At 59.9% G+C, this 18,124-nt stretch carries 14 protein-coding genes and 1 pseudogene; 9 read left to right on the plus strand and 6 right to left on the minus strand.

Annotated elements, in window-relative coordinates; all coding sequences use genetic code 11:
• The first annotated feature begins 12 nt into the window (after positions 1-12).
• From ACGHJ7_RS13225 to ACGHJ7_RS13255, 7 genes are all read left to right on the plus strand, one after another.
• Positions 13-3,309 carry an efflux RND transporter permease subunit gene (locus tag ACGHJ7_RS13225; protein ID WP_390478584.1) on the plus strand — a complete coding sequence of 1,099 codons (3,297 nt, stop codon included), beginning with the start codon at positions 13-15 and terminating at the stop codon, positions 3,307-3,309.
• A gap of 441 nt (positions 3,310-3,750) precedes the next feature.
• Positions 3,751-4,122, plus strand: a complete 372-nt coding sequence (locus ACGHJ7_RS13230; protein ID WP_390478560.1) for an STAS/SEC14 domain-containing protein — start codon at positions 3,751-3,753, stop codon at positions 4,120-4,122.
• Entirely contained in the window at positions 4,119-4,748 is a 630-nt protein-coding gene (locus ACGHJ7_RS13235) for a cation diffusion facilitator family transporter (RefSeq protein WP_050600440.1), read from the plus strand. The genes ACGHJ7_RS13230 and ACGHJ7_RS13235 overlap by 4 nt, the downstream gene beginning before the upstream one ends.
• Positions 4,745-5,767: a sodium:calcium antiporter gene (locus tag ACGHJ7_RS13240; protein WP_063512545.1), complete on the plus strand. Its 1,023-nt coding sequence runs from the start codon at positions 4,745-4,747 to the stop codon at positions 5,765-5,767. Before ACGHJ7_RS13235 ends, ACGHJ7_RS13240 begins: the two co-directional genes overlap by 4 nt.
• 175 nt (positions 5,768-5,942) lie before the next feature.
• Positions 5,943-6,806 carry a hypothetical protein gene (locus tag ACGHJ7_RS13245; protein ID WP_390478564.1) on the plus strand — a complete coding sequence of 288 codons (864 nt, stop codon included), beginning with the start codon at positions 5,943-5,945 and terminating at the stop codon, positions 6,804-6,806.
• 24 nt (positions 6,807-6,830) lie between these two features.
• A complete protein-coding gene (locus tag ACGHJ7_RS13250; RefSeq protein ID WP_063512547.1) occupies positions 6,831-7,790 on the plus strand; it encodes a cation diffusion facilitator family transporter in 960 nt (319 codons plus the stop codon).
• Between the two features lie 442 nt (positions 7,791-8,232).
• The gene (locus ACGHJ7_RS13255; RefSeq protein WP_063512548.1) at positions 8,233-10,485 is read left to right on the plus strand and encodes a TonB-dependent receptor domain-containing protein; all 2,253 of its coding nucleotides are present in this window, start codon (positions 8,233-8,235) and stop codon (positions 10,483-10,485) included.
• Positions 10,486-10,744: 259 nt separating this feature from the next.
• Here ACGHJ7_RS13255 and ACGHJ7_RS13260 read toward each other — a convergent pair.
• Positions 10,745-11,070: pseudogene (locus tag ACGHJ7_RS13260) on the minus strand (YnfA family protein).
• The gene (locus ACGHJ7_RS13265) at positions 11,067-11,465 is read right to left on the minus strand and encodes a helix-turn-helix domain-containing protein (RefSeq protein WP_390478567.1); all 399 of its coding nucleotides are present in this window, start codon (positions 11,463-11,465) and stop codon (positions 11,067-11,069) included. The pseudogene ACGHJ7_RS13260 and the gene ACGHJ7_RS13265 overlap by 4 nt, the downstream one beginning before the upstream one ends.
• A gap of 100 nt (positions 11,466-11,565) precedes the next feature.
• Between ACGHJ7_RS13265 and ACGHJ7_RS13270 the strand changes: the two genes are divergently transcribed.
• On the plus strand, positions 11,566-12,159 hold the full coding sequence (locus ACGHJ7_RS13270; RefSeq protein WP_390478587.1) for a cation transporter: 594 nt from the start codon (positions 11,566-11,568) through the stop codon (positions 12,157-12,159).
• A gap of 282 nt (positions 12,160-12,441) precedes the next feature.
• On the opposite strand, the gene ACGHJ7_RS13275 is transcribed toward ACGHJ7_RS13270, so the two are convergent.
• Together ACGHJ7_RS13275 and ACGHJ7_RS13280 are read right to left on the minus strand one after the other, a co-directional pair.
• Complete coding sequence (locus ACGHJ7_RS13275) at positions 12,442-12,900, minus strand: hypothetical protein (protein ID WP_390478569.1); 459 nt, start codon at positions 12,898-12,900, stop codon at positions 12,442-12,444.
• A 62-nt stretch (positions 12,901-12,962) separates the two neighbouring features.
• Positions 12,963-13,880, minus strand: coding sequence for a vitamin K epoxide reductase family protein (locus tag ACGHJ7_RS13280; protein ID WP_390478572.1), 918 nt, complete (start codon positions 13,878-13,880; stop codon positions 12,963-12,965).
• On the opposite strand from ACGHJ7_RS13280, the gene ACGHJ7_RS13285 reads away from it, so the two are divergent.
• Positions 13,861-15,108, plus strand: a complete 1,248-nt coding sequence (locus ACGHJ7_RS13285) for a class I SAM-dependent methyltransferase (protein WP_390478576.1) — start codon at positions 13,861-13,863, stop codon at positions 15,106-15,108. The two genes, ACGHJ7_RS13280 and ACGHJ7_RS13285, sit on opposite strands and share 20 nt — an antisense overlap.
• Before the next feature lie 137 nt (positions 15,109-15,245).
• On the opposite strand, the gene ACGHJ7_RS13290 is transcribed toward ACGHJ7_RS13285, so the two are convergent.
• On the minus strand, positions 15,246-16,361 hold the full coding sequence (locus ACGHJ7_RS13290) for a PepSY-associated TM helix domain-containing protein (RefSeq protein WP_390478578.1): 1,116 nt from the start codon (positions 16,359-16,361) through the stop codon (positions 15,246-15,248).
• Positions 16,361-18,124: TonB-dependent receptor domain-containing protein (locus ACGHJ7_RS13295; protein ID WP_390478581.1), on the minus strand; the 1,764-nt coding region annotated here is incomplete at its 5' end. The genes ACGHJ7_RS13290 and ACGHJ7_RS13295, both read right to left, overlap by 1 nt.

Below are 18,124 nucleotides of genomic sequence, written 5' to 3' on the forward strand. Positions count from 1 at the left end.
GCATCTTCTCCCATGTCTTCGGACGAAGGTAGCCACCGTCACGGCCCGATCGGAGTCATCCTCGATGTCGCCGTTCGTTTCCGCTGGGCGATCATCGTCCTGACCGTGTTCGCAGCGATCTACGGAGCGTTCAATCTGGTGCGCCTGCCGATCGACGCGGTTCCCGACATCACCAACACGCAGGTCCAGATCAACACCAGCGCTGCTGCGCTCTCACCTTCGCAAGTGGAGACGCAGGTGACCTTTCCGATCGAGACCGGCCTCGCCGGAATCGAAGGTCTGGAGATGACACGATCGATTTCGCGCAACGGCTTCAGCCAGGTGACCGCGATCTTCGAGGAAGGCACCGATCTATACTTCGCCCGCCAGCAGGTAAACGAGCGGCTCGCACCGATTGGAGCCTCGCTGCCAGAGGGGGCGGAGCCCACCATGGGTCCGATTTCCACCGGCCTTGGCGAAGTGCTGATGTATACGATCGAATATGAGCACCCTGGTGGCAAGGGTGCGACCACTGGTGGCCGCACAGGCTGGCAGTCCGACGGCAGCTTCATCACCGAACGTGGTGACCGCCTCGAAAGCGAAGTGGCGAAGGCGGCCTATCTGCGCACTGTGCAGGATTGGGTCGTCGCACCGCTGATGCGCTCTATCGACGGCGTGGCCGGCGTGGATTCGATCGGTGGGTTCGAAAAGCAGTTTCTGGTTCAGCCCGATCCCGCGCGCTTGACCGGCTATGGCCTGTCGTTCGATTCGTTGATCGATGCGCTCGAGGCCGCCAACCTCGCGGCCGGTGCCAACTTCGTGGACCGTGCCGATGAAGCGCTGCTCGTCCGCGTCGATGCGAGGCTGGGCAGCATTGCCGACATAGAAGAAGCCGTCATTGCGACCCGCGAGGACGTGCCCATCCGCATCGGCGATGTGGCCGATGTGGAGATCGGCGGCGACCTGCGAACCGGTGCTGCTTCACTGAACGGTGAAGAGGCGGTGGTGGGAACCGTGCTGATGCGCGCTGGCGAGAATAGCCGCACCGTCGCAGCCGGTGCTGCCGAACGGCTCGACGAGGTCCGTGCATCGCTCCCCGACGGCGTTGTGGCCGAGATCGTTTATAACCGGTCCTCGCTGGTCGATGCGACGATTTCGACGGTTGAGAAAAATCTTCTCGAAGGCGCATTGCTGGTAATTGCAGTGTTGTTCCTTTTGCTGGGCAACATTCGTGCAGCGATCATCACCGCGCTGGTCATTCCCGTATCGATGCTCATGGCAGCGGTCGGCATGAACCGGCTCGGTGTCTCGGGCAATCTGATGAGCTTGGGGGCGCTCGACTTTGGCCTGATCGTCGATGGTGCGGTCATCATTGTCGAGAACAGCGTCGCGCGGCTTGCAGCCCGACAGCACCGCGAGGGCCGCTTGCTCACTCTGGGCGAGCGACTGACCGAAACGCGTCTCGCAGCGCAAGAAATGATCAAACCGACCGTCTACGGTCAGGCGATTATCTTCCTCGTCTTCGCGCCGCTGCTCACCTTTACCGGGGTCGAGGGCAAGACCTTCTCGCCCATGGCGATCACAATGATGCTCGCGCTGGCTTCGGCCTTTGTGCTGTCGCTGACCTTCGTCCCGGCGATGATCGCGGTGCTGCTCAACAAGAAGCTTACCGAAAAGGAGGTGAAGCCCATTCGCTGGACCAAAGAGCGCTACGGTCCCGCCGTGCGCAAGGCCATTGCGCGGCCCTGGCCGATGATTGGTGCCGGGGTTGGTATCTTCACAGTAGCGGTATTCGTATTCGGCTTTCTGGGCAGCGAGTTTACGCCGCAGCTCGATGAACGCGACATCGCGGTGCAATCCTTGCGCATCCCCTCGACATCGCTCGAACGCTCGCTGGCGATGCAGCGGCGGGTCGAAGACCGGCTCGAAGAGTTTCCCCAAGTGGATCTAGTGTTCTCGCGGACCGGCACGGCGGAAGTCGCCAGCGATCCAATGCCGCCAAATGCTTCGGACGCCTATGTTATCCTGAAGCCTCGCGATGAATGGCCTGATCCGGATTTGTCGAAGGATGAGCTGGTAGAGGAGATGGAGACTGCGCTCGGCGGTTTGATTGGCAATCTCTACGAATTCAGCCAACCAATTGAATTGCGCTTTAACGAGCTGATCGCAGGCGTGCGCGGCGATGTCGCCGTCAAGCTCTACGGCGATGACCTCACTGCCTTGACTGAATCGGCGGGCCAGGTCGCGAGCGTGCTCCGAGGTGTCGAAGGCGCCGCGGACGTGAAGGTGCAGCAGGTGACCGGCTTTCCGACGATGGATATCGCCTTCGACCGCCCGACCATCGCGCGCTATGGTCTGACCGTCGAAGACGTGGCCCAGTCGGTCGCCATCGCACTTGGTGGACGTCCGGCAGGGCTCGTGTTCGAAGGCGATCGCCGGTTCGATGTCGTCGTGCGTCTCGAAGATGCGACGCGCGACGATTTCGACCAGCTCGGCGCGCTCCCGATCGTGCTTGAAAACGGTGTCACGGTTCCCCTGCGAACTCTGGCTGATTTCCAGGTGGTCGATGGCCTTGCCGAGGTCCGACGTGAACAGGGACGCCGACTCGTGATCGTATCGGCCAATGTGCGCGAACGCGATCTCGGCTCCTTTGTCGAGGAAGCGCAGGAAGGTGTCTCGGCTCAGGTCGATATGCCGCCAGCGTCCTTCATCGAATGGGGCGGGCAGTATCAGAACCTCCAAGCGGCGCAGGCACGTCTGGCAATCGTGGTGCCCGTGTGCTTCGCGCTGGTCCTGTTGTTGCTGTTCATGGCGCTCGGCGGATGGGTTCCGGCCCTGGCGGTGTTCAGCGCCATTCCGATGGCCCTGGCCGGGGGCGTGTTCGCGCTCGCGCTGCGAGGCTTGCCATTCTCGGTGTCTGCAGCGGTCGGCTTTATCGCACTTTCGGGCGTGGCGGTACTCAACGGGCTCGTCATGATGACCGCGATCCGGCAGCGGCTCGACAGCGGGATGCCGCTCGATGAGGCGATTGCCGATGGCGCGCTGGCGCGACTGCGACCGGTGCTCATGACCGCGTTGGTGGCGTCGCTGGGTTTTGTGCCGATGGCGATTGCAACCGGCACCGGCGCGGAGGTGCAGCGCCCTCTGGCTACGGTAGTGATCGGCGGGCTGATCACAGCCACTGCGCTCACGCTGTTCGTTTTGCCAGCGATCGCTCGCCTGGTACTCGATGATGGCAAGGAGAAGCGAAGCTGGCGCCAAAGATGGTGGGACCGCCTGCGTCGCAACGTCACGCCTGAGGAACGTAAAGAACTTCGGGATGTTACTTGAAGGGGAGGGCTTAATTGAAGTTAGCTAGGTCAATTTGTCTGCCTCAGATCGCTTCGGGACTGACAAGTCTCGAAGCGATCCGGTATCGCACTCAATTGCGGGCGCGCGGAGCCTCGGCAGAACGCCCGGCTGCGATACGGGCACGGCCTGGGTGTTTTTCGCCGATGGCTTCTACGCAGAGGTGCAACCTTCGGACGGTGATCTGTCCGCTGTCGGCATCTGGCGCGATGAGGGTGAGGTCATCGCATATACCATGACCATAAGCCCTTCGAACGGCATGCGCGGTCAATGCAAGTGCGCCATCTTACGATCGAAGATTGTAGCCCGGGACGGCTCATCACCTGCCATGATCGAGGTTTCGAGCGCATTTTTTACCGCTGTCCAGAGGACGCCCCAAAGCCGCTCGACGGTCGCGCGGAACATTAAAGAGGAGAAATCGATATGCTCACCGCAATCGAAGATAGTGGTCTGTTGCTCGTCAGGGCGGACGGAACGCTTTCCGATAGCGACTATGACCGCTTCGTTCCGTTTTTCGAGCGCGTCGCGGCGCGAGTTCCTGGGACGGTTCCGATGCTTATCGAACTCGCTCCCGACTTTTCTGGCTGGGATATGGGCGGTCTCTGGCGCGACCTGAAATTCGATGCGAAGCACAAGGACAGCTTCGGCCGGATCGCGATGGTCGCCGATAGTAGTTGGGAAGAGTGGGGCACCAAGCTTTTCGATCCGCTATTCCGCGCGGAGATGAGATTTTTCACACCTGTCGAGCGGGTTGCCGCCGAAAGCTGGGCGAGAGAAGGAAGGAATGCGTCATGAGCGGCGAAGGCGAACTCAACCTCGATTCGGCCGAAAAGCGCCGCACTCTCTGGATCGTTTTCTGGCTCAATGTGGCGATTGCGATAGGGTTTTTCATCACCGGGGTAATCGGCGATTCCAACGCGCTGATTGCCAATGGGCTCGACAATTCGTCGGACGCGATTGTCTATGCATTGAGCCTGCTTGCGCTCACCCGCTCCCGGGTCTGGAAGCGCGGAGCCGCGCGTTTTTCCGGGGTCATGTTGCTTGTGTTCGCAGGCGGGGTGATTCTCGATGCCATCCGGCGCTTCATGGAGGGTTCGGATCCGATCGGCGGCGTCATGATGGTGATGGCGCTGGTTGCCGGTGCGGTGAACCTCTGGTGCCTTTACCTGCTGAAACGTTTGCAGAATAAGGACGTCAATTTACGCGCAGCCACCACGTTCAGTTTGAATGATTTCGTTTCGAACGGCGGGATTATCATAGCGGGTATCGTAGTGTTTTTCACCGGATCGAACTGGCCCGATCTCGTCGTCGGGATCGGTGTGGCCTGCATAGCGATCTACGGCGGCATCGAGATCCTGCGCGATGCGCATATGGACATCCATGAGGAAGAGGGCACAGAGCACGAGGGCTGGCGCAAGTGATCGCGGTCTGGGCAGCGGTTCTCCTCGCCGCCGTCTGGGCCGCTCATTGGGGCGCGGAACGCCTGTCCGCACCGCTCAAGAAACTGCGCAAGCAATGGGGGTTCTCCGTCGCGGCGGGGGGCTCCTTTTTAGGTCTAGCCGCCGCTTCGCCAGAGATGGGCATCAATGTGACGAGCGCTGCTCGTGATGTGTCCGATATCGGCCTTGGCGCCATGCTGGGTTCGACCGTTCTGGTGATTCCGGTGATCGTGACGACCGCTTATCTGGCGACCCGTAAAGCGGCGCTTGAAGGTGCTGACAAGGAGCACAAGAAGCATCGGCGCGATCATTACGTCGCGGTCGATAAGGGAGCTCTTACCGTCCAGGCGCTGCCTTACCTGGCGATCCTCGGGGTCTTCGCTCTACTGACGCTTCCCGCCGCCTGGCGCGGGTTGCAGCCGATCGATGGATGGCTGCTGCTCATCGCGTATCTCGCCTATCTCGTACAGGCTCTCGTTCGGGGCCGGGAGAAGGGAGAGCAGGTAGAGTGGAGCCGAAAGGAGAAATGGATGGCCATAGCGGGCGTCGGCGCCCTGGCGGTCGGGGCCTACTTCACCGTATTCTCGACCGAAAGGATCGTGAGCGCACTCGGCATCCCGAATATCGTCGGCGGTCTTTTCATCACTGCCGCCGTCGCATCGCTGCCCGAGGTGTTCACTACCTGGAGCGTCGCGCGCTCCGGTCAGGTGACCTCCGCCAGCACAAGCGTGATCGGCGACCATGTCGTGACCATGACGCTCGCCTTCATCCCGCTCACCATCATCGGAACGCCGATCAAGAATTTTCAACTCTTCTGGGTCAGTCTCGCGTTCGTCGTGCTGATGGCCGCGCTATACGCTCTCTTTCTTTCGTTGGGAGACGAAGAGAAAAGAGGCTTTGGTCGATGGCACATCTTCGCGTTCTGGGCGGCAAATGCGGCTTTTATTGCCGTAATATTCCTGTGGGTGCAGCCTTTGCAAGTCTCCGGAGGAGCCGGATGAGCAATGAAAACCAAGATCAGGGTGAACGGAGCGGCCATAGCCATCGCGAAGAGGATCATGACGATCAGCCCTTGCTTATGAGGACATCTCCCCGAAAAGATTTTGATGGAGATTTGCCTGTCGCGCGGAATAAAGTCGCAGACGAACTTCCGGCGGTACGGGGTTTGAAAAGCTAATGAGCCTTTTCGACACTATCTTTGAGACCCAAGGCCGATCGCATGTTTTGCTTCTTGCGATATTCGCAAGCACCGGCTTGGTCGTAGGGACGTTGTGGGTCGAACGGGTGGGGGCGGGATTGCGCCGGTCCGATCTGTTGTATCCTGGTGCTGCGGGCGTTCTGTTTGCAACCGTTGCGCTGGCGATCACGCCGTTCGTACAATCGACAGTCGATCGCTGGGCCATCCCTGTGCTCTTTTTGCTCGGCGGAATAGCCTATGTTCTTCTGTGCAGGGCAGCCGGTTATCTCAAGCATCGTTTCGCGGATGGCAAAAGAAAACAGCATGATCGTGACGAGGATTTGTCCAACATGGCTGTATCGTCCATTTTTTCAATCGTCGATCTGATCGGCTATGGTTTGGTGCTTGGTATTACAGCAGCCGCTTCCGTGACTTTAGCAAAAGTCACCGCGGCAGGGTTAGCCATGGCGAATATCTTGGTTAGTCGCCAGATTGGCTCCAGGCTCATAGCCGCCAACTCAAGCCGAATGGACCGCATCGCGCTACAGGTCGGTCTCGCTCTGGCCTTCATCGGTTCTGCGCTGTTGGCATTCTGGATGGTACACAGCGTCGATAGTTTCGGCTTGCCTTGGCTCCTCACGGTTTTTGCAGGGTTGCTTCTGGCTGCGGCGGTAAGAGCTTTGCTTCTTCATCAAGCGGCACACACAACGAGGCACTTCAAATCGCTTCTTGCTTTTCTCGTCGGGTTCGCCCTTCTCGCACTCATTTTTGCCGGGCTCGCCGAATTATCCGACGTGGTGAATATTTCGAACTCGGGTTTGGAGCATCCCGTAGAGTCGGCGGCAGCCACATTTAGCAAATGAACCACTAACAACGGGACACGAATAATGGGGCATTCCCACGGTCACGCCGGACATAATCACGGCGAAGAGAACCTGAGCGATCGCCAGCTAATCTTCGCAGTAGCGATCAATGTCCTGCTTACGGTAGCGCAGATCATCGGCGGGATCGTGTCGGGCTCGCTCGCGCTGATCGCTGATGCCTTGCACAATTTCAGCGATGCGGCCGCGCTTGGCCTGGCCTGGTTCGCGCGCAAGATCGGGCGGCGTCCCGCCGATAAACTGATGACCTTTGGCTATGCGCAGGGCGAAGTCGTCGCCGCGCTCATCAACCTCACGACCTTGCTCATCATCGGCTTCTACCTGCTGGTCGAGGCAATCAACCGGTTCGCCGATCCGCAGCCGGTCGAGGGCTGGACCGTCATTGGCGTGGCGGGCATAGCGCTGGTCATCGATCTGGTGACTGCCTTCATCGTCTATCGCGGTTCGCATGACAGCATCAACATGAAGGCGGCCTTTCTGCACAACGTCTCCGATGCTCTCGCGTCGGTCGGTGTGATCGTCGCTGGCGCGCTGATCCTGCTATACGATCTCTACATCGCGGATCTGATCATCACCCTGATCATCGCCGGTTATGTCATCTGGCAGGGGGTGACCCTGATGCCGAGGACCGTACGGCTCTTGATGGGCGCGGTTCCCGACGAGCTGGAGTTTGATCGGATCGTTTCGGCACTCGAAAATTTGGATGGGATCGACGGAGTACATCATGTTCATGTCTGGTCGATCGGCGAGCATCACCGGGCGCTGGAAACGCATGTAACCCCTGAAGGCGCTTCACTTGAGCAATTCGAGAAAGTGAAGGGCCGGGCTAGGTCCATGTTGAAAGAAGAGTTTCAGATTGAGCATGCGACATTCGAAGCGTGCTTTGAAACGGACTGCGAAGCTGATCTCGTTCCCGGGCATCAAACCGCACATCCGCATGAAGTTGGCGGACCCCATCAGCACTAATCCGTATGCTCGTTCCGATGGCTGCGGCAGATCTTGGAAATTTGCTGGAAAAGTCGAAACCCGATTTGCCAAAGTTCAGCTGCAAGGTCCGGGTGTGTATAAGTGCATGAAAAACAAAACTAAGTCAGACCGGCGATAATGTGCGGCCATGCCATGGGCCTGGCAATGATCACGCTCGAGGGACCGACGCCACGCGTGGTGGCAAATGCAATGTGGCGGGCCGAATAAAAAGAGAGATCGCCGACCGTCAGACTTGTTCTTCCAAATTCAGGTGAGGCGCCTTCATTCTCGCTAGATAGTAGCCGCAAGATCCCGCGTCCGGCATCTCAAGACTATGCGCATTAGCGCCACCGCCAAACTTCCTTGAGCCTTTTTGCTCTTGCGAGGCAATCGCAAGAAGGTTAGGGCCCCGATTTCTACACTCGGAGAACAGGAAGTTTTTATGTATCGTACTGCCGTCTCGTCCCTCGCAATCGCTCTGTCCGCACCGGCCGTGGCACAAGAGGCTACCGGGCCTGATAACGGAGAGGTGCGCGCCGAACAGATTGCAGACGAGCGCCGGGAGAATCCGGTGGAATCGATCATTGTGGTCGGCGGCCGGATCGATCCCTATCGTATCGCGGGATCGGCCGATATTATCGATAGCGAGGATCTGCGCCGGTTCGATCACGGGGATGTAAATCGCGTCCTGCGCCAAATCCCCGGCGTCAATACGCAGGAGGAAGACGGGTTCGGCTTGTTCCCGAATATTGGTCTGCGCGGCAGTCCGGTCGAACGTTCGAGCAACATCACGCTCATGGAAGACGGCGTGCTGATCGCGCCTGCTCCCTATGCCGCGCCGGCAGCGTATTATTTCCCGGCCATCGGACGCATGCAGGCGGTCGAGGTCACAAAAGGCGCTGCAGCCATTCGCTATGGGCCCCGTACGATTGGCGGGGCGGTCAATCTTCGGTCGACCGACATTCCGACCGACGGGCTGTCTGGCTTCGCCTCCGGGCAATACGGGTCGCGCGACTATTATCAGGGACAGGCCTGGGTCGGTGGAGACACGGACTACGTCGGCGCGTTGCTCGAAACCTACCAGCAGGGAAGCGACGGCTTCAAGACGATCGACGGGCGTTCCGACGCCGACACCGGCTTCGAGCGACAGGATTACCGTGGACGCCTGGCTGTTCACACAGCACCGGACGCGCCTGTCGAGGCACGACTGGAATTCGTCTATGGCCGATCGGACCTTGAAGCCAACGAGACGTACCTTGGACTGGCCGATACCGATTTCGCGGCGGAGCCCTATCGTCGCTATGCGGCAAGCCAGCGCGACGCTTTTTCCGGTGAGCACGATCAATATCGCGTTACCGGCAGCTTGGCGTTTTCTGACGAAACGAGGATCACAGCTACGCTGTACCGGAACGACTTTGCCCGCAGCTGGTCCAAGCTCCAGGATATCGACTTCGACGGCGATGGCAGCTTCGATTCAATTAACTCGGTTTTCGTTAATCCAGAGGACAATGCCGGGGCGCTTAGCATCTTGCGCGGGGCGGATAGCTTCGAGGGCGCGGTTCGCATACGGAACAACAACCGCGTCTATCGCAGCGAAGGCGCTCAGATTTCGCTTGAGCGCCCCTTCGAAATTGGCGGCGCGAGGCACAACCTTGCCGTATCGGTCCGCTACCACGAGGATGAGGAAGACAGGCTGCAAAACGAGGAATTCTACTCACAGATCGGGGGTGATCTCGTCTTCGAACGGCAGACCGATCTTGGTCAGCAAGCCAACCGGGAAGCGAAAGCAAAGGCGATCGCGTTCTATATCGAGGACCGGATCGAGATCGGTGCCCTGACACTGACTCCCGGCTTGAGGTATGAAGGGATTGACCTGACCCGGCTCGACTATGCCGGGTCGGACCCGGATCGCTCGAATGGGCCTACACGTGTCCGTCAGACCAATATCGATCAGTGGTTGCCAGGTCTTGGCGCCACCTACGAGTTGGGTGATGCCATATTGCTGGCAGGTGTGTCGCGCGGTTTCTCGCCTCCCGGTCCCGGCAATCCTGATGCGCGGGCCGAGGAAAGCTGGAACTACGAAGCCGGGGTCCGCTATCGGAGCGACAAGGTCCAGGTCTCCGCGATCGGCTTCTACAACGACTACTCGAACCTTCTGGGCAACTGCACTCAATCCGTGGGCTGCAGCGTCGGTGACATTGGCGATCAGTTCAATGGCGGCGCGGTTACGGTCAAAGGCTTGGAACTGTCGGCGGCTGCGGAACCTCGCCTTTCCAATTCCATCTCATTCCCCCTGTCGCTTGCCTACACGTTTACGGATGCAGAATTCGACAGCAGCTTCGACAGCGAATTCTTTGGCGATGTGAACGAAGGCGATGACCTGCCTTACATCGCTCGCCATCAGCTTTATGCCGAAGCGGGGGTAAACATGGGACGCGCGGCAGCCACCGTTGGCGCCAACTACGTTTCCGAGTTGCGCGACGATCCAGGAAGCGGAGCCGTTGCTGAAAACGAGAGGATCGATGATCGCATCGTCTTCGATATTGCGGGAAGTTACGCGCTTACTGACAAGTTCTCCCTGTTTGCGCGCGTCGACAATGTTCTCGACAATCAATACGCCGTGAGCAGGCGCCCCTTCGGGCTGCGTCCGGGGGTCCCGCGGCGCATTGTGGGTGGTGCTCGGGTCAGTTTTTAAACTCCGCGTGAGGCTTTTGGCGCTGATATTCGCGCCAGCCCTTCATTTTGCGTGCTTGCAGGCGAGAACTGACTTGAAAGGTGAATTGAGCTCGAAAGCAAATGCTGCTCGGGATTCGGCAAAGCGAGATACTCTGCGGCAAGGCTGTTGCGAACGCCGAGGCGCATCAATTCTTCCGCGGGCCTAAGCGCTCGCAGTACAATCGCGTGCCTTGAGAGGTTGGTCGGTGCTTTCTTTTCCAGAAACTCTCCGCAGCCTTTCAAGCCGCGCGTGGCGCAAAAAGGATGATCGCAGCGCCGGCGAGACATATCGATGCTCCCAACACATCCCAGCGATCCGGCCGAGTATCTTCGACGAGCCAGAGCCAGCTAAGCGACGCGGTGATGTAGACGCCGTCATAGGCGGCGAAGGCTCGCCCTGCAGCATCCGCCTCAATGCGAGCAAGGAGATAGGCGAACAACACGATCGCCAATACTCCGGGAAGGAGCCACCAGGCCTCCTGTCCATTCTGAACCAGGCCCAGAACGCAAAGCACCCCGCAATCTCGGCGAACGCGGCAAGGGGATAGATCCATATCGCGTTCACGCTTCAGTCCCATCGGCGAGCGCTTCAATGATAAGACAGGTGCCGACCGTTCCTTGCTCGCAGTTTTCCAGCATCCGGCGCAGTTCCCTTCGGAGGGCCTCCAGATCGGCAATCTTGCGGTCGACTTCGCACAAGTGCGCGCGTGCCAGCGTGTCGACCGCATGGCACGACCGCGACCGGTCGTCGGCCAGTTCGAGAAGGTCGCGAATGCGCGTCATGGAAAACCCCAGGTCGCGCGCGCGGCGAATGAAATTAAGTCTCCGGGCGTGCTCGGGAGAGTAGTCGCGATAGTTGGCCTGTGTGCGGGGCGGAGACGCGAGAATGCCCTCGCGTTCATAGTAACGGATGGTTTCCGCCTTTACGCCGGCCGCGCGGGCGAGTTCACCGATGCGCATACCTACCTTCCCTCGATCGCTTGACCTTGTAGCGACTACAAGGTGCATAAGGCGATTCGATACAAGGAGTCGAGCGAATGGGAAAAATTGCTGCGGTTTTATCGAAGACCGCGAGGCGAATAATGATCCGCTGTGGCGACGTATCCTGTGGATCGCGCTCATTCTCAATGCCGTTATGTTCGGCGTCGAAATCGTGGCGGGCCTCGCTGCTGAATCGCGTGCATTGCAGGCTGACGCACTCGATTTTCTGGGCGATGCGGCAAATTACGCCATAAGTCTCGGCGTTGCCGGAATGGCCCTTGCGTGGCGCGCGCGCGCAGCCATTGCCAAAGCAGCGACCATGCTGGCGTTCGGGCTATGGGTGCTTGGCTCCGCGATCTGGGGCTTCTTTGTCGGTGCCTCGCCGGACGCCGGGACCATGGGCATTATCGGAACCGTCGCGCTTGCGGTGAATCTCGCGGTTGCCGCGATGCTGTTCCGGTTTCGCATGGGTGATGCCAACATGCGCTCGGTGTGGGTTTGCTCGCGCAACGACGCGATCGGCAATGTGGCGGTTCTGGGTGCGGCGCTGGGGGTCTTCGGAACCGGGCGCGCATGGCCCGACCTGATTGTCGCCGCGATCATGGCGGGCCTTGCTCTCTGGGGCAGCATCGAGGTGTTTGCGCAGGCGCGCGGGGAGCTGCGCTCTACCTGAGAAGGGAATCCAAGAGGCAGTTACGTTATCGTACGACCTGTGCCGGCTTACGCTGACTTCCTTTCAAAACCCATTGAAGGCTGACCGCTTTTGATTATTGCAAGTAACCGCATAAGTGCTGGTCCACCAAAACCTTCCTCGCGGTGGACTCAGGGAGATGATGATGGTCTCGGCGACGGGGCAACGATTTTCTCTCCTGGTGGAGACAGTCTTGATGTAATTCGTAGCGCTGCTCATCCTTGGCGACCGGTGCTCACTAGGAATCACTTTCGATCGCTTCATTTAAGCTGACCCAAGTCCCATTTTCCGTGAGAGCCAAAGGGTCACGGTGGGGACAAGAACCCACATGATTATGGGAACGAGTCCGATCTTTGTCCCAGGGACCAGCGGCATAGTGGGACTGTAGGTCCAGCCCCAGGCAGCCCCAACGGCCAATATTTCGACCACGGATGTTATCGCGAGACCGATGGCGAGATAGATAAGGAAGCGGGATATTGGCCAGTCGACAATCCAAGGTGTTCGACGGTTTCCCAACGAGGCGCCCAGATAGGCCGCCACCATGATACCCGCGTCACCGAACGATGCCAGACCGCATCGGTATGCGGCTTCAACAGGACCAAGCCCGTCAGTGCTGTAGAGCGGGAGCTGGAACATTTCCCAGGCGAAGGCAATCAGTCCGCCGAAAATGGCGATCCACAGGGCGGGATGCGCGCCCTGCCACACTGCTTCAGGCCTACTCATACTTATAGGCTCCAAAGGTCTCCATCCTATTCCATTGGCTCCGCCATCGCCATGCCGATCCGCTAAACAACGAACCGGTCCCAGCTTCCGTAATGTTCATCGCTCCGATGCCCTCTTGGCAGGCTCAGAGCAATCAGGAGCGCCCCGAGGATCGTACCGACTATGTTGCCCACAGTACTGGCGCCTCCATCCATCAGCCATGGAGCCACAATTAGCCAAGCACCGAACGCGACATTGAGAAAGCGCAATGGCCTTGCAACCTCCCCCATGGCAATTACCGAAACCGTGATGACCAGCGCGCCGACCAGATGGTCGCTGTCGGCAAGAGGCGGTACATTCCCAAGAACGAGCCTCGAGAACATGAGGAAAGCACCGATCAGCACACTGATGGCCAAATTCCACGGGATGGTCACGCCGCGCGCCGCAGATTTGCCGATTGCGGCGAGCGATGCGTCGAAACCGGGATGCGAGTCCTTGCTACCGCCCGGCAGCGCATCGCCGCGGAAGAACGAGCGCCAGAACGGTCGCCCGCGCCGCGTGTTTAGAACGAGGAACTGTCCCATCGCGACCAGCTCGTCGAGCGAGTAGGGTATCATGATCAGCATTGCGGCCGCCGCCATGAGGCAGATCGTACAATAGGTGCCGATCATGATCGGCTGGATGATGATGAAGTAAATGCTGATCACGCCGAGCGGCACCACGACGATTCCGAACAGCGTCACCATCCAGGGCATGGTCCGCCAGCGGGCCCGGCCGCCCATGACGCCCATCAGGATCTCGAACATGTAGCTCATCGCACCGATGCCGCCGTCGGCCACCGGCCAGGCCTTGGAGACATCGGAAGTAATGATGTATTCGGTCCCGTTGAGCGCGCTTGGAGAAGCGAAGAAGGGCTCCCATACGCCGTCGATATGGCCGAGCTGATATGCGGTTAGGATGCGCGCAGCGTAGGGTGACCGAATGAGCAAGCGTCTGATCACTCGCTATCTTTCCGGCATCGTCGAGCGCGGAACCTTGATGGTGCATTTTGCCGATGGATCGAACGAGAATTTCGGCAAGCCCGCGGAAGGCTTTCCGGATGTTGTCATCCGATTTGTCGACCGGAAGGTCTCGCGGGACATACTCCTCGACCCGCGGCTGGGCGCGGCGGAGGCGTTCATGGACGAGCGGCTGCTTGTCGAGCGCGGCGGGATCATGGAACTGGTCGAACTTTTGCGAACCAACACGCCTTGGGATCGTGGAGGCTCGATCGGCGGGCCGAGCCGCTTGCGGCGATGGCGTAACCGTGCAGCTTTCGCTTTGGAGTCGGTGAATTCCCGAATCGGTTCGCAGCGCAATGTTGCGCATCACTACGATCTCGGGAACGCGTTCTACCAACTGATGCTCGATGACGAGCACATGCAATATAGCTGCGCTTACTGGGATGACGGCGTTGAGACACTGGCCGAGGCGCAGGAGGCCAAGCTCGCCCATATAGCTGCCAAGCTGGCTATCGCGCCTGGCCAGGAGATCCTTGATCTCGGCTGCGGCTGGGGCGGAATGGCAATCTATCTCGCCCGAAAAATAGACCTGCGCGTCACGGGCATTACGCTCAGCGAGGAGCAGCTAAGCCTCGCTCGGACCCGCGCCGAGCAAGCGGGTGTCTCCGACCGCGTGAAGTTCGAGCTGGTCGATTATCGCGACCTCGCCGCACGTGGCCAGCGCTTTGATCGGATCGTCTCGGTGGGCATGTTCGAACATGTCGGACGCCCGCAATTCGAAGCATTTTTTCGCTGCTGCGCCAATATGCTCGCGGATGACGGGGTGATGCTGCTCCACACGATCGGCCGGATCGGCACTCCGGGGACAACCGATGCTTTCACGCGCAAATATATCTTCCCCGGCGGCTATATCCCGGCGCTTTCGGAAACCGTCGCGGCGAGTGAGAAATACCGTCTCATCGCCAGCGACGTCGAGATGCTGCGGCTGCATTACGCCAGAACGCTGCGCGCCTGGTATGCCAATTGCGAAGCCAATCGCGAACGGATCGAGGCAATGTTCGATGCGCGCTTCTATCGCATGTGGACCTTCTATCTCGCCGGAGCCACGGCGGCTTTCGAACATGGCGGCATGTGCAATTACCAGATTCAGTATTGCCGCGATCGCAGGGCCCTGCCCCTGACAGGCGGATACATCGACGAGGCAGAGGGGGCGTTGCGAGACAGGTAATAGAAGCCGACAAGGTTCTTGCGAAACCTGATCCGATCGAACTCCAAACCGCGCGGACATTAAACCAGTCTATTCCTTGCAATGAGTCGCGAAGACCTTCTTCGAAAGGTTCGCGACCCTTGGAGGATTAGCGGCGCTTAGGAACCCGGCGACCCTGAGGAATCAGCGGTGCGTGCTGAAATCTCGCTGCTCCACCTTCCTGCTCTTTTGCTGGATATATCGGTAGCTTGTCTTGTCCAGAAGCTCCAGGTAGCCAGCGCGCCCAGGAGCACCAGAGCCAATCCGCTTGCGGTCAAGAGCAGCCGCCAGACCAGACCGCCGACCTTTCCGGCATGGACCGGGTAAAACTTTTCGGTCACCGCGGAAGCCATATCCTGCGTGGCGGGGTCGCTCGTGCCCACGATCCTGGCACCGCCAGGGTCGAGCCAGACATAGGTGCGGCCGTTGGGCGTCCATTCGAAATTCTGCCGGAACCGAATAGCTATCGGCGCTCCTGCTTCGGCGGGCAACATGAGCCTCCGCGGCTCCGCATCCGGGAAGGCGGCTTGCGCCCGCGTCATGACCAGCGTCCAGTCGGTCTGCGCCGAATGGTCGGTCAGGTCGTCGGGCAGGACGACATCTTGCATCTCATGTGCCAGCGGCGAAAGAAGCCAACCCGAAATGGCAGGGAAGACCATCATCGCCCCGGTGAATGCTACCAGGATCAGCAGCGGGGATGCGACGGCTCCCAGGTCGCGATGATGGCGGACCACGGCACTCGCAGTGAAGCGGGCGGGCCAGAGGCGGAAGCGGAATGTCTTTCGGGTGCGCCACCACAGGGCCAGACCGCTGATGCAGAATACCAGGAGCAAGAGGCCGAGAATGCCGGTGACGGTCTTCCCGGTTTCGCCCATCAGCAGATAGTGATGGAGATCGAACAGCCACAGTTCGGGCCGTTCCCAGAAGCTGGCCCAGCGCTCGACCAGAGCCCCGTCCTGCGCGAAATAGGCGCCGCTGCCGTCGGCATAGACAGCCTGGTGCAATCCAATCTCCTCGCTTGCGAACGTGATACGGGATAGCTCGGGCCCCGCGTCCAGCGCCGCGGCGACCGAACGGCCAAGCATGGCTGGATCGTTGACTACGGGATCGTCCGCTCCGGTCAGCAGGATCCAGCTATCTTCCCACAGCAGCACCGTGCCGGACAGGCCGAGAATGGCGAGCAGCAGCCCGACAAGCCCGCCCGTCCAGCGATGCAGCCATGAGAGCAGCGCCATCAGAATTCACCGCGCCATGCCAGCGTGAAGGTGCGTCCGCGTCCCGCAAAGAAACGATTATTGTCCGTCACCCGGACGGTGTCGCTGTCATAAGTGATATAGAATTCATCGGTGAGGTTCTGCGCGGCGAGCGAGAATTCGCCGATTTCGGTGCGGTATGCAATGAAGGCGTCGAGCAGCGTGTAGCCTTCGAAATCCGTCTCCGTCGCAGTATCGTTGAATTGACGCGAGAGATAGACGCGGGCCTGTGCGCGAGCGCTGAACGGGCCTGCCGTGTAATCGGCGGCCAGATTGACGCGATCAGGCGAAATGTTGGCCCCGTCGAGATCATCATCGACCTGGCCGTCGGCATCGCCGTCGGTCTGTCCGGACAGATTGGCATAGCCGCCGCTAAGCGAAAACCCGGGCAGGGGTGTCTGCCAATCGAGGCTGGCTTCGAAACCCTCGATCTCGATCGGCTGGCGTTCCACTTCGAACACACCGCCGCGAAGCACGAGCAGCGACCCGAAATCGCTCGATGACCAGAAGTAGCTCGCCGAAGCGTTCAATGGGCCACGATTCCATTCGATGCCCAGTTCGCGATTGTTCGAAACGACCGGTTCGAGCGACAGGAAATCGTCCACGTCCACGCCCGGCTGGGTGATGCCGCGAAGGATCCGGCCGACATCGGCGATGGTGAAGCCTTCGGCGTAGCTTCCGTAAGCCCGAAGCCCGTCGATCGGTTCGACGATGACCCCGGCATTCCAGAGCAGGTCGTCGAAAGAGGGAGAGCCACCTTCCACCTGGACCGGCCCATAGCTTGCCAGAGTCTCGAAGTCGTCGACCGACAGTTGAACGTTTTCGTAGCGCAGGCCGCCAGCCAGACGGACGAGTCCGTCGGCCAGCGCGAGATTGCTTTGGACGAACGGCGCGAGGCTGCGGAAATCGCTGCGCGGCACCCACACCCGATCGGTCTGGACCAGCGACTGCTCGGTCCGGTCGAACAGGGCATCGAAACCGGCGGTCAGAACAAGATCCTCGAAGCCGGCCATGGCGCGTTCGTAGCTGACCTTGCCGCCCAGCTTGCGCGACTGGTTGGCCGACTGGTCGAACAGAGTACCGGGCGGAGCAATGGCGAGATCCTGGAACACGCCAAACACGCCGCCACCGAACACATCGTCGGTCCGGCTGTAGAAACCCTGCAGAACGAATGTGCCTCCGCCGAGATCGGGATCAATGAGCGATGCGGATAGCAGTTCGGCGGTATTCGATGGCGGACCACCGGGCGTCACTCCTCGCTCGCTGGTCGCCGGAATACCGGCGGCACGATCGCCCGGGACGAGCACGAAATTGGCATTGCCTTCGAGCTCATAGCGATTGGCGACCAGTTCGAACCGGGCACCGCTCGCCAGTTCGTAACCCAATCGCCCGAACACCGACCAGCTGTCGCTGTCCTGGATTTCGCCTTGTGTCCCATCGACTCCGATCCGGTTGCCTGCCCCGTCGAAGAAGGCTCCGCGTCGCTCCAATGTTGCTCCGAAACTCGCATCGATGGCACCTGCGCGGTAGCCGATGAGGGCACCGGTCTTGGCGCCGATCCCGTCGCCGTCGAAACCGTCCGGCAGGGTCATTTGCGCGAGAGCTCGCACGGCGATGCCGTCTTCGCGCGGAGCGCCCACGGTCACCTGGTTCACCACACCGCCGGTCGCGCCGATGCCCTGCAGGGCGTTGGAGCCGTAGATGACCTCGACACGGTCGATGAAGAAAGGATCGATGGTGTAGCC

The sequence above is a fragment of the Altererythrobacter sp. MTPC7 genome (assembly GCF_042851395.1).
Taxonomy (GTDB): Bacteria; Pseudomonadota; Alphaproteobacteria; order Sphingomonadales; family Sphingomonadaceae; genus CAJXSN01.